Source organism: Ostreiculturibacter nitratireducens, assembly GCF_032670585.1.
In the GTDB taxonomy this organism is placed as follows: Bacteria; Pseudomonadota; Alphaproteobacteria; order Rhodobacterales; family Rhodobacteraceae; genus Ostreiculturibacter; species Ostreiculturibacter nitratireducens.
The window spans coordinates 411,504-436,889 of the sequence record NZ_JAVQHL010000001.1 but is presented as its reverse complement, the minus strand read 5'-3'; the positions used below and the strand labels follow the sequence as shown (position 1 = coordinate 436,889).

The window sequence follows — 25,386 nt, the reverse complement described above, 5'->3', positions numbered from 1 at the left end:
TCCCTCACTCGGACAGGTCGAATTCCTCGCCGGGGACATAGGTTTCCCCGGGTTTCTCCATTCCCAGCTGGCTGCGCACTTTCCGGATGTCGACGTCGCGCAGCGCGAAGGGATAGCTCGCGATATTGGAGGGCGGGCTGTCGCCATAGGGGCGGTCGCAGGCGGAGATATCCTCGGCGAACTTGCCGGGGCAGCCGGAGGTGCGGAAGGCGATGCCCGCGTCGATGATCGCGGAAAGCTCGGACTCGGGCATCCCGAACCCGGTGATCCTGCCGTCTTCGTCGAAGCTCATGTGCTCCACCCGGACATCGCAGTAATCGACGAGGTAGCGCGCGAGTTGCACCCGGCGCCACTGGTCGCGCGGCGTGGCGGGCAGGTGGTCCATGAGGCTGCCCTTTTCGGGGAAGAAGCTGAACATGTGGCTGTGGCCGCCCATGTCGACGAGCTTCTGGATCAGCGACATGACCTCGTATTCAGTCTCGCCCATCCCGACAATGATGTGAGCGCCGAACTTCTGCGGGCCGAAGATGTCGCGCGCGTCCTCGAGGATCTCCCAGTATTTCGCCCAGCTGTGCGGCGACTGGACACCCTTGCCGCGGGTCCGGTCGAAAAGCGCGGGCGTGGCGGCGTCAAGCGCGACGGTGAAGATGTCGGACCCCATGTCGCGCAGGCGCTGCACGTCCTCGCGGGTCATCGTCGTCGGGTTCGACAGGATCGAGATCGGAATCGCGTCGGGGTCGATCCGGTCGGTCCATTTCTTCAGGACCGTGACCGTGTCCTCATCCGAATTCGGGTGGGTGATCATCGAGATGCACATACGGTGGAAGGGCGAGCCCTCGACGTCCCGCGCGATGATCTCGACGACCTCGTCCATCGGCACCGCCGGCCAGTCGACGCGGATGAAGTTCCGGTCCGCGTAGTTCCGGTCCGCTTCCCTGTGGCGGGCGAGGCCGCAATAGGCGCAGTTTGCGCGGCAACCCTCCGGGTAGGTCAGGAGCAGGTTGAGGCAGCGCGTGCAGGAACAGCCGTACATCTTGCCTTCGACCAGTCCGAGCGTGATCGCCGCCGCCGTGGACATCTGCACATAGTCGGGCGAGCGCATGTTCGGCGTCATGATCCGGTAGTCGGGCTTGTAGAGGCCGGATGGCGTCAGGTTCGCCTCTTTCACCGGGCGGCCGTTCTTCATGCCCTGCGGCACGGCGCCGGGCGCTCGGGGCTGCATCCGGTCGTAGGGATTGAAATCCTTCCCGTCAGGGCCAACGGGCCGCTGCAATGCATGTTCTGGTTTCTGGCAGGTCATGGTTCGTGCCTCCCCAGGCGTGTCTCGACCGCTTCGGTCGCGGTTCTGGTCCAGTATTCGGGATAGGCGATCCATCCCGCACGCAGGTCGGCGGCATCGGGTCTGTTGCCGCCGCAATAGGTTTCAAGAAGCGCCCGCCGCCGCGCGAGCCCGAGGCGAAGCGAGCCGCCGAAGAGATCGTCGATCTCCTCCGCGTAATCGTCGAGCGCGTCTGTCTTCCCCTTGAGCCAGTCGGCCGCCGCCGTGGCGGCGAGTTCGCCCGAAACCACCGCCGCGCTGATACCGGCCCCGGTGACGGGGTTCGTGAGGCCCGCCGCATCCCCGGCCAGAAGTACGGGGATTTCCGCCAGTGACCCGACCGGGCCGACGATCCCCCCGACCGGGATCGCGCCTCCAGTCGTGCGCAGCACCTCTCGCCCGACGCGCCCGGCATCGGCCAATTGGTCATGGAGCCTTTCGAGGACAGGTTTCAGAAGCGCCTTGGCCTCGGGGCGCAGGCCGAGGCCAAGGTTGGCGACCTCGCCCCGCGGAAAGAGCCAGGCGTAGCCCCCCTCGATCTCGGCGTTCAGGAAGATATCCGTCGCCTCATGCGGTGTATTGAGCGGCACGGTTATCTGACGCGTCTCGCAAAGCTCGCGGTTGCGGATCCCCGACGCCGCCCCGACCGGAGAGCGGGGGCCGTCCGCGCCGATGATGAGCTTTGGGGTAATACGGGTCCGATCGCCGAGAAGTGCCCCCTCCGCGTCGAGCGACCGCAGCAGCGTGCCGAACCGAACCTCTGCCCCCGCCGCCTCGGCTTCGGCCACGAGGGCTGTGTCGAAGGCCGCGCGGTCGATCATCACGCCCTGGAAGTCTGGCGTCACTTCAACGCCGAGATTCTCGAGATACGTCTCCATCCGGGTGATCGGCTGGATGCCGGCGAGAGAGACAGCGCGGTGATCGGCGCCAAGCATCCTCGGTACGAATTCCGCGCATTGCACGGGCTCGCCAGCGCGGCGCCGGCGGTCGATCGCGAGAACCCGGAACCCTGCCTCCGCCGCGGCCTTCGCTGCCGCCGCGCCCGCCGGCCCGAGGCCGACGACGAGTATGTCCGGATGCGCCGTCATGCCGCGAAAGTCGGCGCCTTGCGGCTGGCGGCCGGCGTGAGGCCCAGCTTGATCGAGCAGCAGGCATGTTCCTGATGCCAGCGCCGCCCCGTCATCACCGCGACGCCGAGCGCGCCCTCGGCCGGGAAGGCGATGCCGTCGAGCCCGGCCATGACGGCGTAGGCGTCCGTGACGCGCTTGTGCATGCCTGCCGGGCGCCCGCAGCCCAGAAGCACCTGCCGGTCCCCCATCTTCTCCCGTGCTTCAAGGAAGATGCGCCCGACATCCGCGGTGTCCGGGGTCTTGAAGGTGCCGGGCTTGGCGTAGAATGGCATGATGACGACCATCACCAACGCATTGACCGGATAGCGGGCGACCATCTCGAGCGCCCGCTCTTCGCCAAGGATCTCGCCGTAGTGGAGGCCCACGACGATATGGGGGGAAATCTCCATGTTCGTGGCTGTCAGGGCGGCCAGCGTCGCCTCGAAGTCCTCGACGGGGCGGTCGAGGTGGTAGACCTGCCTGATCGTCTCCTCGGCGCCGATGACGTCCATCATCGCCGTGTCGACGCCTGCGGCCTCCATCCGCTTCGCGCCCGCCTCGTCGGTCAGCGCCGTGTGGATCGCGATGCGGAGATTGGGGAATTCCGCCTTCAGCTTCTCGATCACCGGATAGAAACGCTCGTATCGGATTTCGTTCCTGCGGTTCGATCCACCCGAGAGCAGGAAGCCCTGAAGCCCCTGCGTGCGGATCAGTTCGCGGACCTTATGATCCAGAACCTCCGGCTTCGTCGCGGGAATCATGGGTTCGAGGATCTTCGCCTGGCAGTGGTCGCAATCCAGCGCGCAGGCCCCGGCCGTGATCGAGAAGGCGGGGAAGGCGTTCTTGCCGCAGCCCTTCACCTCGGCCGTTTCGTACTCCTTGAAGGTCGGGGTGGAAAAGCGGACGACGCGGTTCTTCACCCGCTCCGCGCGCCGTTCCATCTGCGCCACCAGACCGGCGTCGAACTCGGCGTCCTCGAGCGCCTCGATCGTGGTGATGCGGCTCAGCCAATCCCCCATTCCGTCCTCCCTAGCCATCCGCAGGCGCGGTTCCCCGGACGGCGCGCGCGATGTCCCTGAATCTTTCCCTTATCGGTCCGTCGTTGCGACGGTCTGCGATCGTGGTGAACCAGGCCGGATCCTGTTCATCTTCGTCGTCCACGAGATCGCACTCAAGCGTCTTCAGCAGGTCCCGCGCCTCTGCCGGCAATTCATCCGGAATCGACTGGCCGGAGAGCCGCGCCCAAAGCCCGGACCACGCCCGGGCGAGCGTCCACGGATTGTAGCCGCCGCCGCCCAGAACGACGGCCCGAGGCGCGAGCGCGACAAGCGCCTCGACGGCGTCCCAAAGGCAGGTGTTCGACAGCGCGAGGGAGGACAACGGATCACCCTTCAGGGCATCCGCCCCGGTCGTGACCACGACGGCCTGCGGGGAAAAGCCTTGCGCGGCCGGCAGGACAGCTTCCGCCATCAGGAGGTCGAATTCGGTGTCGTTCATCTCCCTCGGCACGGGCAGGTTACGGGCATTGCCGCCGGCGCGGTCCGACACGAGGCCCGTGAACGGCCAGCGGTCTTCTTCGTGCACGGAAATGGTCATGACGCGCGGGTCGTCGGCGAAGGCCACCTCGACGCCATCCCCGTGGTGCGCATCGAGGTCGGCGTAGAGGACCCTTTCCAGCCCTGCGTCGAGAAGTGCGAGGATCGCGAAGACCGGGTCGTTGAAAAAGCAGAAGCCGTTCGCCCGGTCGCGCAGCCCGTGATGCGTGCCGCCCGCCGGGTGATAGGCGAGGGCGCCCTTGGCGGCGAGCTCCCCGGCAAGGTAGGAGCCGCCGACGGAAGTCGCCGCCCGATTGAAGAGCCCCGGGAAGACCGGGTTTTCGAGCGTCCCGATATTGTGCCGCTCCCGCGCCGCCTCGGTGACCGATCGCGCGCCCTCGGAATCCCTCAAGGCAGAAATGTATTCGGGCGCATGGAAGCGCGAGAGCAGTGCATCGTCCGCTACCGGGCTCCGCAGGACCGGAGCGTGATTTCCAGTCCACCCGAGGAGCGCGCAGAGCTTTTCCACCGTCCCGATCCGCTGGATCGAAAGCGGGTGGTTGCCGGGATATCCGACCGCCCCGTAAATCGGTGACGATATGAAATGCGCCGCCATTCCCTCCCCGGAGTTACGAACCTGTCCGTCCCTCAGGCTTCGGGGTGTACACCCCTTTTCCGGCACTATACGCTGAGATGGTCATATTCCAATATGTCAATTCGTCTTTTCCGCAAATGATGGAAAACCACCAGTCACGTTCAGGAATGACACCGGAAACCAAGGTTACTCGTGCGCGGACTTCCGATTTCCGGACGTGGCGCATACCCGGCTTGCACAGTCGGGCAGCCTGACACAGGATGCCAGAGGCGCATCGTGATGCGCCTCCCGTGCTATCCGGGGGGCGGGCGATTTCCACATCATCTGTGCCGACAACGAGGTTACGTCCGAGATGGACGCCAGGCGGATGCGCTGGACCGCCGGCGACATGATCGAAAACCGTCCTGCGCTGTCGCGCTGGCATCCCGATTGGGCCGAAGCCCTCGCCAAGAGCTGAAAGGAACGGCAATGACGCAGGAATTCGCTATCTACCCGAGCCTGAAGGGGCGCACGGTTTTCGTGACCGGTGGCGCCTCGGGCATCGGCGCCGAGATCGTTTCGGCCTTCGCGGTGCAAGGTGCGCGTGTCGGCTTCATCGATCTCGACCGCGAGGCCAGCGAAGCCCTTGTCGGTCGACTGGAGGGCGAAGTTGCCTTCGAGATCTGCGATCTCCGTGATATCGAGGCGCTTCAGGGGGCCTTCGCCGCGCTCAAGGATCGCCTCGGCCCCGCTCAGGTTCTGGTGAACAACGCCGCCCGTGACGACCGCCACGACTGGACTGAAGTCACGCCGGAATACTGGGACGAACGCATGGCGACGAACCTGCGCCACATGTTCTTCGCCATCCAGGCGGTCGCGCCCGACATGATCGCGGGGGGCGGCGGATCGATCATCAACATGGGTTCCAACTCCTGGTGGGAAGCGGGAGGAGGGTTCCCCGCCTACGCGACCGCGAAGTCCGCCGTGCACGGACTGACCCGGACCATGGCGCGCGACCTTGGCGGACACCGCATCCGCGTCAACACGGTCGTTCCCGGCTGGATCATGACCGAGCGTCAGAAGACGCTGTGGGCGACGCCCGAGGCGCTGGAGAAGCAGCGAAACCGGCAGTGCCTGCCCGATCTTATCGAACCGGTCTACGTCGCCCGCATGGTGGTTTTCCTCGCGTCCGACGACGCCGCGATGTGTTCGGCAAACAATTACATGGTCGAGGCGGGATCGATCTGAGGAGGACAGGATGAAGAAGCGAGCGATTGGAAAGACGGGCCTCGAAGTCACGGATATCTGCTTCGGCGCCTCGGCTCTGGGCGATATGCCCGACACCTACGGCTATGCCGTCGACGAGGAGCGGGCGCGCGCGACGGTCCGCGCGGTTTTCGACGGGCCGGTGAACTTCCTCGACACCTCGCGCAACTACGGCTTCGGTCGCAGCGAGGAGCGCATCGGCGCCGTGATCCGCGAGAGGGGTGGACTGCCAGACGGCTTCGTCCTGTCAACCAAGCTCGACCGCGACATGGAGACGGGACGCTTCGACGCCGCCCGTGCGCGCCAGTCGATCGAGGAAAGCCTGAAGGCGCTGTCACTCGACCGGGTGCAGATCCTGCACCTGCACGACCCCGAACATGCCCGCGACCTGAAGGAAATCACGCGGGAGGGCGGCGCGCTCGACGAGCTCTTCAAGATCAAGGAGGAAGGTCTGGCCGATGCCGTGGGCCTCGCCATGGGGCGCGTCGACATGATGTTCCCGATCCTGCGCGACTGGCCCTTCGACACGCTCATCAGCCACAACCGCTACACGATCCTGAACCGGTCGGCGGACGAGATGTTCGACTACGCCCACAAGGCGGGCATGGCGATCTTCAATGCCGCGCCCTTCGCCGGTGGCGTGCTTGCCAAGGGCAGCGCGGCGATGCCTCGTGTCACCTACCAGGAAGCGGATGCGGAAGCGCTGGCGCCGGTGCGCGAGGTCGAGGCGCTCTGTGCTGAGTACGGCGTCGCCCCGGGTGCGGCGGCTCTCGGCTTCTCGCTGCGCGACCCGCGCATCACCTCTACGATCGTCGGCGTGTCGAAACCCGAGAGGGTCGCCCAGACGCTCGAATGGGCAGGGGCGTCGATCCCGGAGGAGGCTTGGAAGGCCTTCGAAGGCTTCGCCCATTCGAGCGAGGATCCCGAATCGAACCGGGAATACAAACCCGGCTGAGCGGGCGGGAACGCGTCCCTGGGAAGGACGCTCTCAGCCGCGGTCCTTCCTGGCTGGCGCCTGTCTCTGAAGCGGAGGAAAATCCTCGGGCGTGAGCGTTTCGCGTTCGAGAAGCAACCTCGCGCCGGTTTCCAGGTCGGACTTCCGTTCCGTCAGGATCGCCTTGGCCCGGTCATATGCGCTGTCGACCAGGCCCCGCACGGCAAGATCGACCTCGCGCGCCGTCTCCTCGGAGTAGTCGCGCTGTTGGGTTTGCAGCTCGCGATCACCGAGATATCGAAGCCGCTTTTCCTCCAGCACCACGTGGCTGATCGTGTCGCTCATCCCGTAGCGTGTCACGCATTCCCGCGCGATGTCCGTCACCTTGGCCAGATCGTCGGCCGCGCCCGTCGAAATCTCTCCAAACACGATTTCCTCCGCCGCACGGCCCGCGAGCAGGACCACCATGCGTTCCTCGAGCTCGTCGCGGGTGATGAGGAAACGGTCCTCGGTCGGCCGCTGCATCGTGTAGCCCAGCGCCCCGATCGAGCGCGGAATGATCGAGACCTTCTGCACCGGATCGGCACCGTGCAGCGATGCGGCGGCGAGCGCGTGTCCCATCTCGTGATAGGCCACCCGCGCGCGTTCGTCGGGGTTCATGATCCGTGTCTTGCGCTCGGTCCCGGCGACGATGCGTTCCACCGCCGCGGTGAAGTCGTCCGTGGAAACGCGCTCTGCCCCGCGGCGCGTGGCGATGATCGCGGCCTCGTTCACGAGGTTCGCGAGGTCGGCGCCGGTGAATCCCGTCGTCAGGCCCGCGATTTCCTCGAGGCTGACGTCGGGGTCCGCCTTCACCTTGCGCATGTGGACCTTGAGGATCTGTTCGCGGCCCTTCTTTTCGGGCCGGTCCACCACGATCTGCCGGTCGAACCGGCCCGAACGCAGGAGCGCGGGGTCGAGGATCTCTGGCCGGTTCGTGGCCGCGAGAAGGACGATCCCCACCGCGGGATCAAACCCGTCGAGCTCGGACAGCAGCTGGTTCAGCGTCTGCTCCTTCTCGTCATTGCCGCCGAGACCGGAAAAGCCGGAACGTGCGCGTCCCAGTGCATCGAGTTCGTCGATGAAGATGATGCACGGCGCGGCCTGACGTGCCTGTTCGAAAAGGTCGCGCACCCGCGCCGCACCGACGCCCACGAACATCTCGACGAATTCCGAGCCGGAGATGGAGAAGAACGGCACCCCGGCCTCGCCCGCGATGGCGCGCGCGAGAAGCGTCTTGCCCGTGCCGGGCGGCCCGACGAGGAGGATGCCTTTCGGTATGCGCGCGCCCAGTCGGCCGTAACGGCTGCGGTCGTTCAGGAAGGAAACGACCTCCTGCAGTTCGGCCTTCGCCTCGTCCACCCCGGCCACGTCGTCGAAGGTGACGCCGGTGTCTCGCTCGACATAGACCTTGGCCTTGGACTTGCCGATGTTGATGAGCCCGCCCATTCCCTGCCGGTCAGCAATCCGCCGGAAGAGGAAGAGCCAGATTCCGAGGAACAGTGCGGTGGGAATGACCCACGACAGGATCGTGGTGAGCCATGTCTCGTCGCGTGCGCCGGTGAAGGGAACGTCGTATTCTGCAAGCTCGTCCGCGAAGCCGGGATCGACCCGCGTCGTGACGAAGTCCGTCTTGCCGTCGATGGGGTCCTTGAATGTCCCGATGATCTGCGTCTCTGTCACCGTGACCGAGGAAATCCTGCCGTCTTCGAGGTAGGACAGGAACTGGCTGTACTCGATCACCGCGGTCGAGCGGACCGCCATCCACGACTGAACCGCGAACAGCAGCGCGAAGGCGAAAAGGGCGTAGCCCAGACTGAACTTCTGCTTCTTGTCCACCGAAGCCTTGCCTCCCAGCCCGTTCCGGTCCCCCGCTGCCTCCGGGTGTTTCGGACACCGCGGCGGTTTCGATGCAATCGTGACCCTGTAGGGCCGCTACTGCAACCGTTCCCTCCCGCAGATGCGGATGGCCCGCGTGTTCGAGGGCTGACGGCATTGCCGGCGCGATCGGGATGGTCCCTTCGCTTCGGGACAAGTGCAAGGTTGCCCTGCCGCGGCGCCGAAATAAGATCGGGCTAGCCGGAGGGCATCGGGTTTCCGGTCGGATCGGGGGGAGCGATGAACAGATACGATCTTTCGGGACGTGTGGCTGTGGTGACGGGCGGAGCGCAGGGGATCGGCTTCGCGGTCGCCGAGCGGCTGTCGGCTTCTGGTGCGCGTGTGGTGATCTGGGACCGCGACGCCGAGCTCGCAGGGGAGGCGGCCAGGAAGCTGGGCGGGATCGCCTATGCAGTGGACGTCGCCGAGACCGACGCCGTGATGGACCTGGCCCGCGGCGTCGCCGACGAGGTCGGTCCGGTCGCCATCCTCGTGACCTCCGCCGGCATCGCGGGCTCGAACGCTCGCGTTGTCGACTACGACCCGGCGGAGTGGAAGCGGATCATCGACGTGAACCTTCACGGCGTTTTCAACTGCTGCCGCGCGATCCTGCCGCAGATGGAGCAGGCGGGTTACGGGCGCGTGGTGAACATCGCCTCCATCGCCGGGAAGGAGGGCAACCCGAATGCCGCCGCCTATTCGGCCTCGAAGGCGGGGGTAATCGCGCTCACGAAGTCGCTCGGCAAGGAACACGCGGGGCAGGACATCGCCGTGAACTGCGTGACGCCTGCCGCGGCCCGCACCCGGATCTTCGACCAGATGAGCGAGGAACATATCGGCTACATGCTTTCGAAGATCCCGCGCGGGCGGTTCCTCAGGGTCGAAGAGGCGGCAGGCATGATCGCCTGGCTGTGTTCGGAAGAGAACTCCTTCACCACGGGCGCGGTATTCGACCTGTCGGGTGGCCGGGCGACTTACTGAGGTCGGCGCCCAGCGGTCCCAGCCCATTCGGCTGCCGGGCTGAGGCGGTCAAATGGCAAAGGCCTGCTGCCCAACTGCGCCTTTCTCGTCTCAAGCCCCGAGTGGCGCCAGTTGACCAAAGTCAAAGGCTTTGGTGTGCACCGCGCGTAACATTCTCTCTATCGGGGCAGCTGGGAGGGATTTTCATGGGGCGCGGTCGCTGTCCACTGGCGCATGCGGCGTTGGCCGCGATGCTATCCGTCGCAGCCCCTCTGAGAGCCCAGGAGCTTGAGCCCCCGTCGTTCCCCATCGATGATATCTGGCTGTTCATCAGCAAGGTCGGCGAAGCTCTCGATGCGGATCCGGAGCGTGCGGAGGAGATCGACGAGCAGATCTCGAACCTCCGGGATTTCGCCGATCTCTTCGAAAACCCGATGTGGCTTCACGGGATCGACGTCGTCACGCCCGGCTACACGCGGGAGGTGCCGGGCGAAGCGCGACCAGAAACCGGAGACGTCGGACTGTCGGAGATATGGATCGCCGGCTGGGATGGGCTGATCCTGCATTCCTCCGACGATGGCGGGCACTGGGAGCGGCAGGAGACCGGGATCATTTCGCACCTTCGGTCAATCGACTTCGTGGACGAACTGCGCGGGATCGCCGTCGGCCACGAAGGAGCGATCCTCAGGACGGAGGACGGCGGGCAGACATGGGCAGGCGGAACTGGCGCGGGCAGGGGAACGCATCTCTCCGTAGACTGCATCGACGCCGCGAGTTGCTGGCTCGTCGGCGAATATTCGTCCGTCTATGGGACCGAGGGCGGCGGGCGCAGTTGGCAAAGGCTCGCGATGGTGCCGACAAGGGCGCTCAATACGGTCAAGATGCTCGGAGCCGAGACCGGGCTCGCTGGCGGGACGCGCGGGATATGGCGGACGGAGGACGGCGGGCGAAGCTGGGAGCGCGTCTTCGTCATCCCGGAGATCTCGTCCGTGGACGACGTTCAGTCCATCAGCGGAATCCACACTGCCGACGGCACGAACGTCTGGGCTGTCGGACGCCTTGACGGAGGTCTTGCGATCCTGAAAAGCGAGGATGCCGGCCGCACCTGGTTTTCGCAGACCGCGAACATCTGGCCGCCCGAACTCCTGGATCAAGAGCAATTCACCGAGCCTTCGACGCTCCGGGCCACTGCGGTCTACGCGACCTCGGCGGATAATGCCTTTGTCGTGGGAACCTACGGCATAATCCTGGCGACGGACGATGGCGGTGCCGGTTGGTGGCTGGAGCTTTTGACCGGCGATGCGTTCCTGTCGTTCCACGCGCTTGTCATGCGCGATGCGCGCGTCGGCTGGGTGGCGGGGAACTACGGTAACGTCGTCGCGACCAACTGGGGCGGGAGCGAGTGGGTTCCGGTTCATGGCCCCATCATCGAGTTCAATCGCGCCGCGGGAGAGATCCTCGGGATATCGCCGGGCCGCTTCGACCTCGGTGACATCGGTTACCTGCTGGCAATGGAAAGATACGAGGAGGCCTGGGAGCTTGCCGACCGGCTGACAGCAGGCGACCGGCCTGACGCCGAGACCGTCGAATTCCTTGAAAGCGCGTACTACGAGCATGGAAGGGACCTGTACGTCGATGACCGCTTCCCGGAAGCCGCCGTAGCCTACGGGCGCGCTCTGGCGCTTGCGGAGCGCTATCCTTCCGTTGACGGCGTCGACATCGGCCGGTTGGAGGCCAAGGCCAAGAGCTACTTCGAGCGTGGCCGATCGCTGAGATCGGACCATCGCTACGACGAGGCGATCGCCGATCTGGACAGGGCCCGTGAACTGGGCGAGACACTTCTTCGCGAAGACCCTCAAACGTCCGGCCGCACGGATTTCCTGGCGCGGATCGAATATTACCGGGGTCTCTCCTTCGGGTATTCGGGCAAGTTCGATGAGGCAAGTGCCGCCTTCGACGAAAGCATCCGCCTCGACCCGGACTACAAGTATCCCCGCCGGTCTCTCGGCATGCTCGCCTTTCACTTGGGCAACTACGAACTTGCGATCGACCAACTGGTAACCGCTATCTCGATCGACCCGGAATACGAGTCGGTGCTGAACTTCGTCGCCTGGGTGTACGCGACGGCCGGACTTCCCGAGTATCGCGACGCGGACAAGGCCCTCACGCATGTTCAGGCGGCCCTGGAACTGGGGCGGAACGCGGAGCGGCTCGATACCCTTGGGGCCGCGCATCTGCTGGCCTCGCACAAGGAGGATGCGCTGGCGGCCTACCGTGCGGCGATCAGCCTTGAGGAGGAGTATGCGGTCCAGCTTGCTACGGACCTGCGTTATCTGGGGCTTCTGGAAGGCGAGGGGACCCCGACACCCGAGGCGCTGGATGCGGCGCTCGTCGCCTGCGTCGAGAAGGGAATGACGCCGCAGTACCTCTCGGAAAACGTGGAGCGCGTCGAGCTTCTAGCCGGGCGCGATCCGGCACTTGCGCGCAGGCACCTCGCCGTGCTGCAGGAAGAATACCCGGATCATCCCGACGTGCGGCGGCTTCTGGAGGAATCCGAAGGCTGGCCTGAGGAATAGGGCAGTGCCGCCCGTTCAGACCTGACGGGGCGACGAAATGACATTTGTCTCATCGGGACAATCGGGAAATGATGGACCAGGCGAAGGGGCCAAGGAGGAGGATGACAAATGCGGCTGAGGGTTATCGATTTCGGGCTGGTTTCGGCGATGCGGAGCCAGGCGGTCTATCATGGCCTTGCCGAGGCAATGACCGCCGACGGTGACCCGGTCTTGTCGCTGGTCTCGCCCGAAACGCCCTATGTCTGCGTCGGCATGCACCAGGAAATCGCCAAGGAAGTGGATGAGGAGTTCTGCCGATCGAACGGTTTCCCGATCATCCGCCGCCATGTGGGAGGCGGCGCGGTCTACCTGGACCACAACCAGCTTTTCACGCATTTCATCTATCCCCGCGGCAAGGCTCCGGAATACGCGGTGAACCTCTACCCGCTGTTCATCGAACCCGTGGTGCGCACCTACAAGGAGTTCGGCATCGACGCGGCCTACCGGCCCGTCAACGACATCCAGGTGAAGGGCCGCAAGATCGGCGGGACGGGCGCGGCATCCATCGGTGAGGCGACGGTCATGGTCGGCAGCTTCATGTTCGACTTCGACACCGAGACGATGGCCCACTGCCTGAAGGTGCCGAGCGAGAAGTTCCGCGACAAGCTCTTCCAGACGCTGAACGACTACATGACGACGATGGTGAAGGAACTCGGCACCCCGCCAAGCCGCGAGGATCTGAAGGCACGCTTCCTGAAGCATTGCGCCGACGTCCTGAAGGTCGAACCGGTTGAGGACCAGCCGACGGAGGCCGAGCTTGCCGCAATCGCGGAGGCCGAGAAGATGCTGGCCGATCCCGAATGGACCTATTGGCAAGGCCGCAAGCTGGTCGAGATGGGTGTGAAGATCTCGGAAGGGACGCACCTTACGGAAAGCGCCCACAAATCTCCCGGTGGCCTCATCCGCGTGCATCTTCTGGGCCGTGACGGCAAGCTCGAGGACCTGATGCTCTCGGGCGACTTCACCTGCCTGCCGCCGGACGGGATCGACAGGCTCGCGGAGGAACTGAAGGGCACGCCGCTCGACCGTGAGAAACTTCGCGAGGCGGCCGAGGCCGGAATGAAGAAACTCGGCATCGAAACGCCCGGCGTGACGGCGGACGACATCGCGGTTGCGGTCATGGCCGCGGCCGAAGGCCCGGCCTGAGGTCGTCCGGCATTGGAAGGGGGCAGGGGGAAGACGACCCTCTGCCTGCTTCGGCACTTGGAGGCCGAATGTGTTGCCGCGGACGAGAGGTGCGCCATTGCGCTTGGATGGCGAAGTGGGCTGGATCCTATAGCGTAGGCTCGTAGCCGAAGGCATCGAAATCGCCGGCATAGAGCCGGTCGACGATATCTTTGGCTTCGTCCGTGTATTGCGCGCGCAGCTTGCCATCGGCGCCCGTCGACGTGCCGGCCTTCTTCAGCTTTTCGGTCGGTGTAATTCCCCAGATCCGGTTCATGATCGTCGCCATGTCTCTGTCCAATGTCTCGACCTTGGCCACGAGATCGAATTCGGGCACCGGCAAGAGCATCAGGCAGGATTGCGGCGCCCAATGTGCGTCCAGATACAGGCCGCCGCGATCAAGGAACCGACAAAACTCCACGAAGTCAAGTACTTGTCCGTCCGGGCAGTTCATCATCGAAGCATAGCGACGCAGTTGCGGTTTGCCGCGCAGGAACTTGTCCTGGTAGGCAGACAGGACGCGTGCGTAGGGATTTCGCACCACGGTGAAAGTGAAGACGGCGTCTGTCGAGAGGCTGTCCACTTGCGACCGGGACATGAAAGCGGGGCGCAGCATCCTCGCCTTGTCCCGGTTCCCGGAAAACGGTCGATGGTAAGAGGAATTCTCGGCAAGGATGCCGGAAACGGTCGTGTTCGCCGCCTTCGGAATCCGGTTGTAGAAGAACCCGTCAATGGGTGAGTAAGCCCCCCTCACATTCAGGTGGAAGATGCTGCACGGCCCCCGGTAGGGATAGCGACGGAAGAACGGCAGCAAGGAATTGGCCAGGCCTCTGGCAAGCCGCTCCTTCAGCTCCCTTGATGGGGTGCGCATTTCCGCCATTGATGTGTCTGCTTTCATACCTGTTCTGGACCCGCGTTCGGGCTGATCACCGAGTTGCAGGAAGGCGGGCACTTCCCGGCTGATCTCTTCAAATGTCATTGAATCGCGGTCTGGGCCACCCAAAAAGGCTTCGCCGCGCTCAACAACGCAGAGTGCCGAAGCTGCGACTCCAGGTTCGTTGCGGATTGGCTTGGCGGACTTCGGTTGACCTCGCGGAACCTCAACGCGCAGGTATACACGACCTGTCGCGGCGACTAGCTTGTGCAGTTGGAGACGGGAGCGGACCCGGAATGCCGCCTGACGCGATCCGCAGTCAGGCCGTCGATCCGAAGGGCTTCACGTCGCAGCGGAGACCGCGATTCGGGAACCGGCTATCGAAACGCAGGCGTAAGCGTTGGGGGCAGGGGATGAAGACTGTTTGCGTGATACAGCACACGGAGGCTGAGTATCTCGGCCTGATCGAGGACCACTTCGAAGGCCGGAACATCCGCTTCCAGTACCGCCGCCCCTTCACTCCGGGCGGTTTGCTGCCGACTTCGGCAAAGGGCTTCGACGGGCTGATGCTCCTCGGCGGTGGACCCTATGGGCTGGTCAGTGGGCACCTTCTGCCCAGCGCCGGGCACGAACTTCGCCTGACGCGCGCTTTCCTCGACGCCGGGCTTCCGGTTCTCGGCATCGAACTCGGTGCGGTGATTCTGGCTGTCGCTGCGGGCGGGGGCGCTGTCGAGGCGCCGCTTCGGTTCTACGTCGACGACGCCCGCGCGGTTCGGCCGGGGCTGCTCGGCGGTCATCTGCCCGAGAGTTTCCCGCTTGCTCTCTACCTGCGTGATGCGCCGGTCCTGCCGGATGCAGCCGAGGTTCTGGCCACCGGTGGGGGCGGCGATCCCCTCGTCTTTTCGGTTGGCGGAAATTCCCTTGGGTTCCTGGGTCATCCCGGCATGAAGCGTGGCATGGCCGAGGATCTCATCATGGAATTCGCGGAAACGCCCGAGAACACGGTCGAAGCGCTTGGGGCTCTCGGCGCGGCCCAGGCAAATATCGCCGATGCCTTGACATCGATCATGGTCGGAATCAGCGAGCACATGGGACTCATGTAGGCGTTCACCGTATGCTCAAGACATGGTGAAATCGGAACCGTGAACAATATCGTTGTATATTCGAATTTCTGCATCTATCGTTCCTGAAACGGGACGGACCGCCCGGAACGAACCGGCCGGGCAGCTCCGTTCCCAGGGGGGGGAGTATTTCATATGGCCAGCAAACTGATCATCGTCATGGTCAACACCGATCCACGCAACGGCGAGGAACTGGGCGCGCCTTTCTTCCAGGCCACTGTCGCCGCGGCGATGGACTACGAAGTGGATGTGATCTGCACGGCGACTTCCGGCCAGCTGATGAAGAAGGGCGTGGCCGAGAAGCTGGTGGTCAAGGAAGGCTCGCCCAAGACCGTCTACGACTTCATCAAGGACGCGCACGAGGCGGGGGCCAAGTTCTACTGCTGCTCCCCTAACCTCGACCTTTTCGACATGACCGAGGAGGACCTCATCCCCGAATGCGAGGGGATCGTGGGCGGCGCCAAGGTCATCGAGGAAATCATGGAGAACGAAGACGCCAAGGTTCTGACCTACTAGGCTGACGGCTCGGGGAGGAGAACGTGACAGCCCATGCACAGATAAGCGACCCGGTATCCGAAGCACCACCGGTGCCGCGCGAGAAGCTCGAGGAGATCTTCGACGACATCCGCAACCATGCGGTCTACGACCACGAGATCCACGGTTGCCTGAACTGCGGCATCTGTACCGCGACCTGTCCCTCGGCGCATTACTACGACTATTCCCCGCGTGAGATCGTCCAGCTTCTGTGGACCGAGAACCTCGAAGGGATCTACGACGCGATGCAGGAAAAGATCTGGGCCTGCGCCCAGTGCTACACCTGCGCCGCCCGCTGCCCGTTCGAGAACTCGCCCGGCGGGCTCGTGATGATCATGCGCGAAATCGCGATCAAGCACGGGATGGAATCGGCCAAGGAGGTTCTCCGGCCGTTCAGCCGCGTGTTGCTTAAGGTCGTCTCGACCGGCAACCAGTTGGCGCCGAACATGATCACCCGTGACGCCTTCCCCGACTGGGGTCCGAACGTGAGTCGCATCGACGCGCCGCTCATGGTGCTCCGGAAGGCGATCCCGATGCCCACGATGCACACGATCGACACCGCCTGGGAGGTCAACCTCAAGGCGTCGGTCGAACTTTACACGATCTGGGAAGCCACCGGCGTTCTCGACCAGCTCGAGACGGTGGACGAGAACCTCTTCGACGTCGTCTCCGACGTGATGGATGAGAAGCGCGAGGAGTGGGAAGACTGGCTCGAGGAGCAGGAAGACGAAGAGGACGACGACTAGGTCCTGACCTGGTCGCCGACGGCATTCACGACGGGAGGCGTGCGATGACGAATGACGAGGACAAGGGCGGACGCGCTGGCGCCTATGGCGGCTTCGGCGCGGAATGGCGCCCCAGCAACCTTACCGCCGACGAGGCGCGGCGCGCCACTGACTGGGTCGAGGCGAAGATCGACAAGCGCGCGCTCCTGACCTCGAAAGAGCGCAAGGAAGATGTCCGCGACATCATGTGGCAGCTCGAGAAGGAGGGCGAGATCGTCGTCCACCGGGTGAGCGACGAACATAACCCCGTGATGGCGAAGACGCTTTACGGTTGGGACAAGAAGATCCCGACCAACAACCTCTGGCACCACAAGTCCTGCGGTCAGTGCGGGAACATCCCGGGCTATCCGAGTTCCGTCCTGTGGATCATGAACGAGCTCGGTACCAGCTACCTGGACGAGACCGACCAGACCTCCTGCACGGCGTGGAACTATCACGGTTCGGGTATCGGCAACGTGGTCTCGCTTGCCGCGGTGTTCCTCCGGAACTTCCACCAGGCCTATATCTCGGCGGTGTCGCAGGGCCTGCCTCCGGGGACGTTCTACCCGCTCGTCCACTGCGGGACCTCCTTCGGCAACTACAAGGAGATGCGGATCTTCCTGATGCATTCGGCCGAGCTCCGCGCCGAGGTGAAGCAGATCCTCGGCAAGCTCGGGCGGCTCGTCGACGGCAAGCTGCTGATCCCGGAAGAGATCGTGCACTATTCCGAATGGCTGCACGTCGTGCGCGACCGGATCAAGCAGCATCAGAAGATCGACGTGTCGAACATCCGTTCGACCGTTCATCCGGCCTGCCATGTATACAAGATGGTCCCCGAGGACGTGATCTATGACGACACGGTCATGGACGGGAACCGGGTGGCGGTAACCACCGGTCTTCTCCAGACCCTCGGAACCCAGGTCATCGACTATTCGACCTGGTACGACTGCTGCGGCTTCGGCTTCCGCCACATCATCGGGGAACGCGAATTCACCCGGTCCTTCGCCATCGACCGCAAGATCAAGGTCGCGGTCGAGGAGGCGCGCTCGGACGTGATGATCGGCCACGACACGGGCTGCATCACCACGCTCGACAAGAACCAGTGGATCGGCAAGGCGGTGGACAAGGTCTATGCGCTGCCCGTCATGGCCGACTGCCAGTTCGCCGCTCTGACGATGGGGGCGCACCCTTACAAGCTCGCGCAGCTTCACTGGCACGCCTCGCCCTTCGAGAACCTTCTCGAGAAGATGGGCATCGACTGGGAAAAGGCGAAGGCGGAGTTCGAGGGCTATCTCGAGGAGGTCAAGGCCGGCCGGATCGAGACGCTCTATGACCCGAAGAGGGCGATCACCTCCGGGCCCGGATACGTGAAACCGAAAGCACTTGCAGGAGCGGAAAAGTGACAGAGCCAGTCCTCATCATCGGCGGCGGGCCGGCGGGGCTGTCCGCGGCCCACGCGCTGGCTGCGGCCGGACGCAAATCGGTCCTGATCGAGAAGGAGGACCGGCTCGGCGGTGCGCCGATCCTCCAGGGCTACGCGAAGCTCGTTCCGAGCCACGAATGGGCGAAGGACGCTATCGGCGGAATGGTCGCGCGGGTCGAGGGCAACCCCCTCGTGGAAGTGCGGGTCAATTCGGCGGTGCAAAGCTTCGAAGGTGAACCCGGCGCCTTCACCGCGACGCTGAAGGACGGCACCAAGGTGAACGCGGGAACCGCGATCCTCGCCACCGGCTTCACGCATTTCGACAGCATCAACAAGCCGGAATGGGGCTTCGGCACCTATCCCGACGTGGTGACGACCGTGCAGGTCGAGCAGATGCTGTCGTCGGGCGCGGGCGTCAAATGCCCCTCGGACGGGCGCACGCCGGAGCGCGTGGCGATCCTGCTTTGCGTGGGGTCGCGCGATCGCCAGATCGGGCGGGAGTGGTGTTCCAAGATCTGCTGCACGGTTTCGGCCAACATCGCGATGGAGATCCGCGAGGCGCTGCCGAACTGCAACGTCTACATCTACTACATGGATATCCGCACCTTCGGCCTCTACGAGGGCGAATATTACTGGGCCAGCCAGGAAGAGCATAAGGTCAAGTACATCAAGGCGCGGATCGCCGAGGTGACGTCCGACGGCAAGCGGCTTCTGGTGAAGGGCGAGGACACGCTGGTGAAGCGCCCGATCTCCATTCCCTTCGACATGGTCGTGCATGCGATCGGGATGGACCCGAACGTGGACAACATGACCCTGTCCTCGGTCTTCGGGGTGGATCTCAACAAGTACGGCTACATCAAGAAGCCCTCGGTCTACGCCCATCTGTGCGAAACGTCGCGTCCCGGCGTTTTCGTGGCGGGGGCGGCGACGGGGCCCGAGACGATCGACGACTCCATCGCGCAGGGTCAGGCGGCCGCGCTTGCGGCGATGACTTACGCGGCCGTGCCGGCCAAGGAGGCGGCGGAATGATGTTCGGCCTCCTGCGGAAACCGGCCGAGACGCGGGCCCCCGAAGGGCCGGTCCTGGACCTTTCGGGTCCGCGCCTCCGCAGGGCTTTCGAGAACCTCGTGGAAAGCGCGGAACCGACGGGGGGCGTGGAACGCTACGTGACCGCTCTGGCGCTGAAGGCGTCCCTCTTCGAGGAACTCCTCGGCAAAGGGCGGCTCGAAGAACTGACCGAGACCGAATTCCTCGATCTCGCTGCCTTCATCACGCCCGTCCGCCGTCGCGTCGGAGCCTGGCTTGGAGAGAACGGCTTCGACCTTCTTCACCGGCGGCTCAAGGCTCTGCTCGACGGCTGGTCGGACACGAAAAGCGCCGACGGCAGGCTTTCGGCCTTCACGGAGGCTTTCCCGGACGACCGCGCTCACCGCTGGGTGCGCGACCTCGGCGCAGAGGTCCTGCATTTCACCGCGCCGGACCGCTATCCGCTGATGACCCGCTGGGTCTGGGATGCGCGCGTCGGGACGGGCGTCCTACGGGAGATCTGGTTCGCCGATGACGTCGACCTCGCAAAGATCTCCGCTGACGACAGCTTCGAGACCTTCAGGACGCTCTCGGCGGAACTCGAGGGATTCCTGAAGGACCAGGGCGTTTTCCGGGACCTGCATTTCTACACGGACCTGCTGATGGCCCATGTCTACGCGGGCTACATCAACGACCGGGGCGGGCAGTATCTGCGCGCCGACTTCGCCGGAGGCGGCGACCCGATGGCCCATACCCGCCGGATGCTCGGCCTCGATGCGGTCGACACCGAAACCGGACGCACCCGGCTGAAACTCATCGACGGCAGCGCACATGTCCTGGGCGCCCCGCAAGCCGCCATTGAAGGGGAGGCGCGCTGATGCCAATCCACGAGAAATCGCTGATCCGGCCGGAAAACCTGGTCACCCACGACCAGCTTGAAATCGACGGGGTGGACGTTTCGGGCCATTGGTCGACTTTCATCCAAAGCCGCGCCGTCACCGACTACAACGAGAACCTCCAGGAAGAAATCGCGGCCCTTCCCGGCGGCGAATACATCCACCGCTGCTGGCAGTGTGGGTCCTGCACCAATGCCTGCACGGTCAACGCGGTCAATCCCGACTTCAACCCGCGCTACTGGATCTACCTGATCCGCATGGGGATGGAGGATGAACTCGTCCGCGACAAGGACATCATCTGGCAGTGCGTGAGCTGCAACAAATGCACCTACGCCTGCCCACGCGACGTCGTACCGGAAGGGGTCATGAAGGCCACGGCCCATTGGCTGGAACTGAAGGGCTACACTGAAAAGAGCCCATCCACGATCTTCGACGAGGGATTTTCCGCGCAGGTATTCGAGCGCGGCAAGATCGAGGACGGCAAGGTCCTGCGCGATTTCTTCGCGAAGACCGGTCAGCCGCTGACGCAGCCCTGGCTCGTCGCCATGGTGAAGGGGCTGATCCTGCGCTTCCCGGTCGCCATGCTGATGAAGCTCGGCCTCGCCACCTTCTTCCGCCCGAAAACCAGCGGCTGGGGCAGGGCGCGTGACGCGATCAACGAATACGTCGAGGAACGGGAGGCCGCGAACCGCAAGGCCCTCGGCCTCAAAGCACATGGAGCGGAGTGATGGCCGGCAAGAACTACCAGAAGGTCGCCTATTACCCCGGCTGCGCGCTGGAAGGCACGGGCCACGCCTATAACCGGTCGACCAAGGCGGTCGGCAAGGAACTGGGCCTTGACCTTGTCGAGCTCAAGAACTGGAATTGCTGCGGTGCGATGGAAGTCAAGAACATCGACCCGAAGATTCAGACCTATCTTTCGGCGCGTAACCTTTCGATCGCCGAGGACATGGGCTTCGATACCGTGATGGCGCCCTGCAACGGCTGCTACCACAACCTCAAGAAGGCGGAATACGACCTCGCCAACGACGACGAGTCGAAGGATGTGAACGCGCGGTTGTCCGGGAAGGCCGGGCACAAGACCTACGAGGCCGGCAAGGTCGAAACGATCCACGCCCTCGACTGGATCAAGCACACGATCGGCGAGGAGGGGATCCGGCAGCGGGTCAAGAACTCGCTGAAGGGCCTGAAGATCGCGAACTACTATGGCTGCATGTACACGCGTCCGCGCCACATCTTCCCCGAGAAGGATCAGGGCCCGGGATCGGAGTCGACTTCGAAGCCGCATTTCATGGACGAAATCCTTGCCGCCGCGGGGGCCGAGAACGTTGATTACCCGTTGAAGACCGCGTGCTGCGGCGGCGCGCACACGCTTTCGGACAGCGACACGTCGACGAAGCTCGTGCTGAATCTCCTGACCACCGCCGAAGCCTGCGGGGCGGATGTGATCGCGACCGAGTGCCCGACCTGCCATTCGGGCCTGGAGATGCACCAGATGCGGGCCGAAAAGGTTCTTGGCCGGAAGACCAACGTGAAGATACTCTACTTCACGCAACTTCTCGGAATGGCGCTCGGGTTGTCGGCCCGGAAGGTCGGCGTGCACGAGAATTTCTCGGACTCGCGGGCGCTTCTGAAGGAAAAGGGGCTTGGATGACGACGCACGATCGCCCATCGATCGAAGATGTCCTGAAACGGACTGAAGCGCTCGTCGCGGCGAGCGATGAGGAGCTTGCCCGGAACGCTACGGATCTGGGCGATGAATTCCTTTCGATGGGCGAGGCGATCCTCGAAGCCTGGCTGGAGGCCAAGGGCGCAGTGCCGACCGACGCAACGTCCGAGGGCTTTCGGCTTCTCGCGCTGCACCGTCAGGCCGCGCGCGGCAACCCGAGCTTCAACGCCTGCCGCGAAACCTGCCGGGAAATCGTGTATCATCGCAACCTGATACATTCCGATCCCGCCGCGCCGGAAACCGCCCGTCGCGCACGGCTCGGGGCAATGGTGGTCCGCCACCTTGCGCTTTTCATCGGCGGCAAGCTTGAATCCGACGGGTTGGGGGAATTCTGCTGTTCCTCCCGCGGCGTCCGCCAGACCGAGCAAGCCGAAACGCAGAGTGAAACCGCATGACTGCGAAGGAGACCTGAGATGCCAGTGGTTCGTGGCTGCAACCTTCCCGACGACCTCCTCTATGACGTCAACAACAACCTCTGGTATCGCGACGAGGGCGACGGCACCTTCACGGTCGGCATGACCATGGTCGCGACCGCGATGGCGGGGAACCTCGTCGCCTTCACCGCCAAGAAGAAGGGCAAGACGATCGACGCGGGCAAGTCCTGCGCGACCGTCGAGAGCGGCAAGTGGGTGGGGCCGGCGAAGCTCGGCTTCGCGGCCGAGATCGTCGGTGTCAACGACAACCTGACATCGCAGCCCACGCTTGCGAACACGGACACTTACGGCGAGGGATGGATGGTGCGCGTGAAGCCCACCGACCCGGCCGCGGCCAGCGCGACTCTGACGCCCGGCTCGGCGGTGGCCGGCCCCTATGAGGCGAAGATGGACGCGGACTCCTTCGCGGGCTGCGCCGCCTGAGCGATTTGACACGACCGGAACCGGCCCGGCGCCGCCGGGCCGCTCCGGCAGGGAGGAAACATGAGCGAAGACACAAACGCCAAGGCGATGTCGATAATCGTGACCAAGGGCACGCTCGACTGGGCCTATCCGCCGTTCATCCTGGCGACGACGGCCGCCGCGATGGGGCTCGAGGTGACGATGTTCTTCACCTTCTACGGCCTCTCGCTGCTGAAGAAGGATCTGAACCTTAAGGTCTCGACGCTTGGCAACACGGCCATGGAAATGCCGATGGGCGGCATGCACATGGCCATGCCGAACATCATGGCCGCGCTTCCGGGCGCGCCCGCGCTGACCACGGCGATGATGAAGAACCTCATCAAGAAGAAGGGCGTGGCCTCGATCGAGGAACTGCGCGAACTGGCCATCGAGGCCGACGTGAACATGATCGCCTGCCAGATGACCATGGACCTCTTCGAGTACAAGAAAGAGGACATGATCGAAGGCCCGGTCCTCGGTGGCGCGGCCACCTGGGTCGACGTGGCGACGAAGAGCGACATCAATCTTTATATCTGACGAAAGGACGAATGATGGCCGACCAGGTCCTCGACGCGCGCGGTCTGAACTGCCCGCTGCCCATTCTGAAAGCCAAGAAGGCGCTGAAGGAGCTGCCGACCGGCGGCACGCTTGAAATCCAGGCCACCGATCCCGGAGCGGTCAAGGACTTCGAGGCGTTCTGCAGGACGACCGGAAACGAGCTTCTGTCCTCGAATGCCGAGGGCGGCATCTACACCTTCGTCATCAAGCACACCGGCTGACAAGTCGCGACTGGTCCGCCGATCCGGTCCTGCTCAGAAGGGATTCCTGGGCGACCGGTCGGCGGACAGCGATTGCTGGCGGCGCTCGACGAGCAGTTCGATCGCGTCGGCCAGATGTTCCTCCTGGATGTTGTAATCTCCGCGCTCGACCCGGATTCGATGCGCTTCGATCATCACGTCCGCGTGCCGGCAGCCTTCGGGCGGTTCGAACCGGTATGAGGCGATCTCGATCAACAGCCCCAGAGGGTCATTGAAATAGATGGAATCCATGAAGCCGCGGTCCTTCGGCCCGGAATGCTTGATGCCCCGGGCGTCGAGCCTCCTGGCGACCTGCTTGAACGTCGCCTGGCTGACCGAGAAGGCGAGGTGGTGCACGGCCCCCTGATCGGTCGAGGTCCGCTTGGGGTCGGGTTTTCGGTCTTCGTTGGTGAATACCGTGATCAGCCTGCCGTCACCGGGATCGAAGTAGAGGTGCCCTTCGTTCGGGTTGTCGAGGTTCGGCTGGTCGAAGATGAAGGGCATGCCGAGCACGCCTTCCCAGAAGTCGATTGAGGTCTGGCGGTCAGCCCCGACAAGCGTGATGTGATGGACCCCTTGGGTCTGGATCTTCCGGATGGAGTTGCTCTTGTCCATGGTCTTCCCCCAATGTGTCTGTCGTCAGTTCGAATGGCTCCAGTCGACGAGCTTGGACTTGTAGTCGCTGCGCGGCAGCGTCCCGTGCCGCACCAGTTCGACCTTGGTCGTCGCGACAAGCTTGTCACGTATGCGGCGCGCGATGCGCTCGGCAAGATCGGCCGGAGGCTGGGCTTCCGCTGCAAGTTCCACCGCGACGGGCAGCGGAGGCTCCTGCTTGACGGCTCTTTGCAGCGGCCGGATCGCGATGACCCCGCTGACATGCGGGCTGAATTCGTTCACCACTTCCCTGACGGCCGTCGGAAACAGGTTCACCCCGCGCAGGATGAGCATGTCGTCGGTCCGGCCGACGCAACGGACGCGCGGCGCGGTCCGGCCGCAGGGGCAGGGGCCCATGGCCACCCTCACGTGATCGCGCGAGCGGAACCGCAGAAGAGGCGCCGCCTGATGAATGAGGTGGGTGTAGACGAGTTCCCCTTCGGCGCCGTCTGCAAGGGGAACGGGCGCGCCTGAGGCTGGGTCGATCAATTCGACATGAACGATGCCCCGGCCCGAGAAATGCATGCCATCTTGGCATTCGCACTCGCCCCAGAGCGATACGGAGATGTCCCCGATTCCCATGGCCTCGGTGACCTTCGCGCCCCAGGCGTCCTCGATCCGTGCGCGCATGGCGGGCTCGCCACCGCCCGGCTCGCCGGCCACGAGGATGCGCCGAACCTGCGACGCCGCGAGGTCGATGCCACGATCTTCCGCCCATTCGGCGAGGTGGAGCGCATAGGAGGGCGTGCAGCCTAGCACGCTCGGGTTCAGAAGGCGGACGGCCGCCATGAGCCTTTCCGTGTTGCCGGCGCCGACGGGTATGTGGCAGAGGCCGAGCCTCGCGAAGGCGTCGAGCGTGACGCCGGCCACGAATGGCCCCGCGTTGTAGGTCGTGACGATCCGCTCGCCGGCGATCACTCCGGACGCGCCATAGGACCGGCAGGATATCTCGATCCAGCTGTTCAGGTCATCTTGGGCCAACGGGATGTAGCTCGGCGTGCCGGTCGTGCCGCTGGTGGAGTAGATCCGCACGATTTCCGACGTCTCTGCCGCAAGATGCGTTCCTATGGCATTTTCGTCGGACCGGGTCTGGCGGAGTTCGTCCTTCTCGGTGAAGGGAAGGGAGGTGATGCCGGCGAGGCCGCCGACCTTGTCCGCGCTGGCGAAGCCGGCATCGGTCAGCTTCCGGCGGTAGAACTCCGAGCGTTCAAGAAGGCGTGCGATCTGGGCGCGGTAAAGGGGCTCGTCGTGTTCACGCTGCTCGTGCCAGGGAAGGGTTTCGACGGCAGGGTTCCACATCG

At 64.3% G+C, this 25,386-nt stretch carries 25 protein-coding genes; 17 read left to right on the top strand and 8 right to left on the bottom strand.

Annotated features, from left to right (window positions below):
* Positions 1-4: 4 nt before the first annotated feature.
* Genes ABCN56_RS02050 through ABCN56_RS02035 form a run of 4 tightly spaced genes read right to left on the bottom strand, consistent with a single transcriptional unit; the run spans position 5 to position 4,578 of the window.
* Positions 5-1,300, bottom strand: coding sequence for a radical SAM protein (locus ABCN56_RS02050; RefSeq protein ID WP_343079102.1), 1,296 nt, complete (start codon positions 1,298-1,300; stop codon positions 5-7).
* Positions 1,297-2,406, bottom strand: a complete 1,110-nt coding sequence (locus tag ABCN56_RS02045) for a geranylgeranyl reductase family protein (RefSeq protein ID WP_343079101.1) — start codon at positions 2,404-2,406, stop codon at positions 1,297-1,299. Before ABCN56_RS02045 ends, ABCN56_RS02050 begins: the two co-directional genes overlap by 4 nt.
* Entirely contained in the window at positions 2,403-3,446 is a 1,044-nt protein-coding gene (locus ABCN56_RS02040) for a radical SAM protein (protein ID WP_343079100.1), read from the bottom strand. The genes ABCN56_RS02045 and ABCN56_RS02040 overlap by 4 nt, the downstream gene beginning before the upstream one ends.
* A gap of 10 nt (positions 3,447-3,456) precedes the next feature.
* Positions 3,457-4,578, bottom strand: a complete 1,122-nt coding sequence (locus tag ABCN56_RS02035) for an acetoin utilization protein AcuC (protein WP_343079099.1) — start codon at positions 4,576-4,578, stop codon at positions 3,457-3,459.
* Between the two features lie 447 nt (positions 4,579-5,025).
* On the opposite strand from ABCN56_RS02035, the gene ABCN56_RS02030 reads away from it, so the two are divergent.
* Positions 5,026-5,784, top strand: coding sequence for an SDR family NAD(P)-dependent oxidoreductase (locus tag ABCN56_RS02030; protein ID WP_343079098.1), 759 nt, complete (start codon positions 5,026-5,028; stop codon positions 5,782-5,784).
* Positions 5,785-5,794: 10 nt separating this feature from the next.
* Positions 5,795-6,757 carry an aldo/keto reductase gene (locus ABCN56_RS02025; RefSeq protein ID WP_343079097.1) on the top strand — a complete coding sequence of 321 codons (963 nt, stop codon included), beginning with the start codon at positions 5,795-5,797 and terminating at the stop codon, positions 6,755-6,757.
* Positions 6,758-6,790: 33 nt separating this feature from the next.
* Here ABCN56_RS02025 and ftsH read toward each other — a convergent pair whose 3' ends face one another.
* Positions 6,791-8,614: an ATP-dependent zinc metalloprotease FtsH gene (gene ftsH, locus ABCN56_RS02020; RefSeq protein WP_343079096.1), complete on the bottom strand. Its 1,824-nt coding sequence runs from the start codon at positions 8,612-8,614 to the stop codon at positions 6,791-6,793.
* A 279-nt stretch (positions 8,615-8,893) separates the two neighbouring features.
* On the opposite strand from ftsH, the gene ABCN56_RS02015 reads away from it, so the two are divergent.
* The 3 genes from ABCN56_RS02015 to ABCN56_RS02005 all read left to right on the top strand — a co-directional run bounded on the left by ABCN56_RS02015 (position 8,894) and on the right by ABCN56_RS02005 (position 13,374).
* Positions 8,894-9,634, top strand: a complete 741-nt coding sequence (locus ABCN56_RS02015) for an SDR family NAD(P)-dependent oxidoreductase (RefSeq protein ID WP_343079095.1) — start codon at positions 8,894-8,896, stop codon at positions 9,632-9,634.
* A gap of 230 nt (positions 9,635-9,864) precedes the next feature.
* Positions 9,865-12,189, top strand: a complete 2,325-nt coding sequence (locus tag ABCN56_RS02010; protein WP_343079094.1) for a YCF48-related protein — start codon at positions 9,865-9,867, stop codon at positions 12,187-12,189.
* A 108-nt stretch (positions 12,190-12,297) separates the two neighbouring features.
* Complete coding sequence (locus tag ABCN56_RS02005; RefSeq protein WP_343079093.1) at positions 12,298-13,374, top strand: lipoate--protein ligase; 1,077 nt, start codon at positions 12,298-12,300, stop codon at positions 13,372-13,374.
* Positions 13,375-13,501: 127 nt separating this feature from the next.
* On the opposite strand, the gene ABCN56_RS02000 is transcribed toward ABCN56_RS02005, so the two are convergent.
* On the bottom strand, positions 13,502-14,371 hold the full coding sequence (locus ABCN56_RS02000; RefSeq protein ID WP_343079092.1) for a sulfotransferase family protein: 870 nt from the start codon (positions 14,369-14,371) through the stop codon (positions 13,502-13,504).
* Between the two features lie 308 nt (positions 14,372-14,679).
* On the opposite strand from ABCN56_RS02000, the gene ABCN56_RS01995 reads away from it, so the two are divergent.
* The 12 genes from ABCN56_RS01995 (at position 14,680) to ABCN56_RS01940 (ending at position 23,413) form a co-directional block, all read left to right on the top strand.
* Entirely contained in the window at positions 14,680-15,369 is a 690-nt protein-coding gene (locus ABCN56_RS01995; RefSeq protein ID WP_343079091.1) for a hypothetical protein, read from the top strand.
* Positions 15,370-15,522: 153 nt separating this feature from the next.
* Positions 15,523-15,903 (top strand): DsrE family protein, encoded by a 381-nt coding sequence (locus tag ABCN56_RS01990; RefSeq protein WP_343079090.1) that lies wholly within the window; start codon positions 15,523-15,525, stop codon positions 15,901-15,903.
* Positions 15,904-15,926: 23 nt separating this feature from the next.
* On the top strand, positions 15,927-16,667 hold the full coding sequence (locus ABCN56_RS01985; RefSeq protein ID WP_343079089.1) for a 4Fe-4S dicluster domain-containing protein: 741 nt from the start codon (positions 15,927-15,929) through the stop codon (positions 16,665-16,667).
* A 44-nt stretch (positions 16,668-16,711) separates the two neighbouring features.
* On the top strand, positions 16,712-18,088 hold the full coding sequence (locus tag ABCN56_RS01980; RefSeq protein WP_343079088.1) for a heterodisulfide reductase-related iron-sulfur binding cluster: 1,377 nt from the start codon (positions 16,712-16,714) through the stop codon (positions 18,086-18,088).
* Entirely contained in the window at positions 18,085-19,137 is a 1,053-nt protein-coding gene (locus tag ABCN56_RS01975) for an FAD-dependent oxidoreductase (protein ID WP_343079087.1), read from the top strand. The genes ABCN56_RS01980 and ABCN56_RS01975 overlap by 4 nt, the downstream gene beginning before the upstream one ends.
* Positions 19,134-20,012: a hypothetical protein gene (locus tag ABCN56_RS01970; protein WP_343079086.1), complete on the top strand. Its 879-nt coding sequence runs from the start codon at positions 19,134-19,136 to the stop codon at positions 20,010-20,012. The genes ABCN56_RS01975 and ABCN56_RS01970 overlap by 4 nt, the downstream gene beginning before the upstream one ends.
* A complete protein-coding gene (locus ABCN56_RS01965) occupies positions 20,012-20,758 on the top strand; it encodes a 4Fe-4S dicluster domain-containing protein (RefSeq protein ID WP_343079085.1) in 747 nt (248 codons plus the stop codon). Before ABCN56_RS01970 ends, ABCN56_RS01965 begins: the two co-directional genes overlap by 1 nt.
* Positions 20,758-21,684: a CoB--CoM heterodisulfide reductase iron-sulfur subunit B family protein gene (locus tag ABCN56_RS01960; RefSeq protein WP_343079084.1), complete on the top strand. Its 927-nt coding sequence runs from the start codon at positions 20,758-20,760 to the stop codon at positions 21,682-21,684. The genes ABCN56_RS01965 and ABCN56_RS01960 overlap by 1 nt, the downstream gene beginning before the upstream one ends.
* Positions 21,681-22,154, top strand: a complete 474-nt coding sequence (locus ABCN56_RS01955) for a hypothetical protein (protein ID WP_343079083.1) — start codon at positions 21,681-21,683, stop codon at positions 22,152-22,154. Before ABCN56_RS01960 ends, ABCN56_RS01955 begins: the two co-directional genes overlap by 4 nt.
* Positions 22,155-22,172: 18 nt before the next feature.
* Positions 22,173-22,616, top strand: coding sequence for a biotin/lipoyl attachment domain-containing protein (locus ABCN56_RS01950; RefSeq protein ID WP_343079082.1), 444 nt, complete (start codon positions 22,173-22,175; stop codon positions 22,614-22,616).
* Positions 22,617-22,676: 60 nt separating this feature from the next.
* Positions 22,677-23,171, top strand: coding sequence for a sulfur carrier protein DsrE2 (gene dsrE2, locus ABCN56_RS01945; protein WP_343079081.1), 495 nt, complete (start codon positions 22,677-22,679; stop codon positions 23,169-23,171).
* A gap of 14 nt (positions 23,172-23,185) precedes the next feature.
* Positions 23,186-23,413 (top strand): sulfurtransferase TusA family protein, encoded by a 228-nt coding sequence (locus ABCN56_RS01940; protein ID WP_343079080.1) that lies wholly within the window; start codon positions 23,186-23,188, stop codon positions 23,411-23,413.
* A gap of 33 nt (positions 23,414-23,446) precedes the next feature.
* On the opposite strand, the gene ABCN56_RS01935 is transcribed toward ABCN56_RS01940, so the two are convergent.
* Both ABCN56_RS01935 and ABCN56_RS01930 read right to left on the bottom strand, forming a co-directional pair.
* Positions 23,447-24,028 carry a VOC family protein gene (locus tag ABCN56_RS01935; RefSeq protein WP_343080100.1) on the bottom strand — a complete coding sequence of 194 codons (582 nt, stop codon included), beginning with the start codon at positions 24,026-24,028 and terminating at the stop codon, positions 23,447-23,449.
* Between the two features lie 42 nt (positions 24,029-24,070).
* Positions 24,071-25,384, bottom strand: coding sequence for a phenylacetate--CoA ligase family protein (locus tag ABCN56_RS01930; RefSeq protein WP_343079079.1), 1,314 nt, complete (start codon positions 25,382-25,384; stop codon positions 24,071-24,073).
* Positions 25,385-25,386 lie beyond the last annotated feature (2 nt).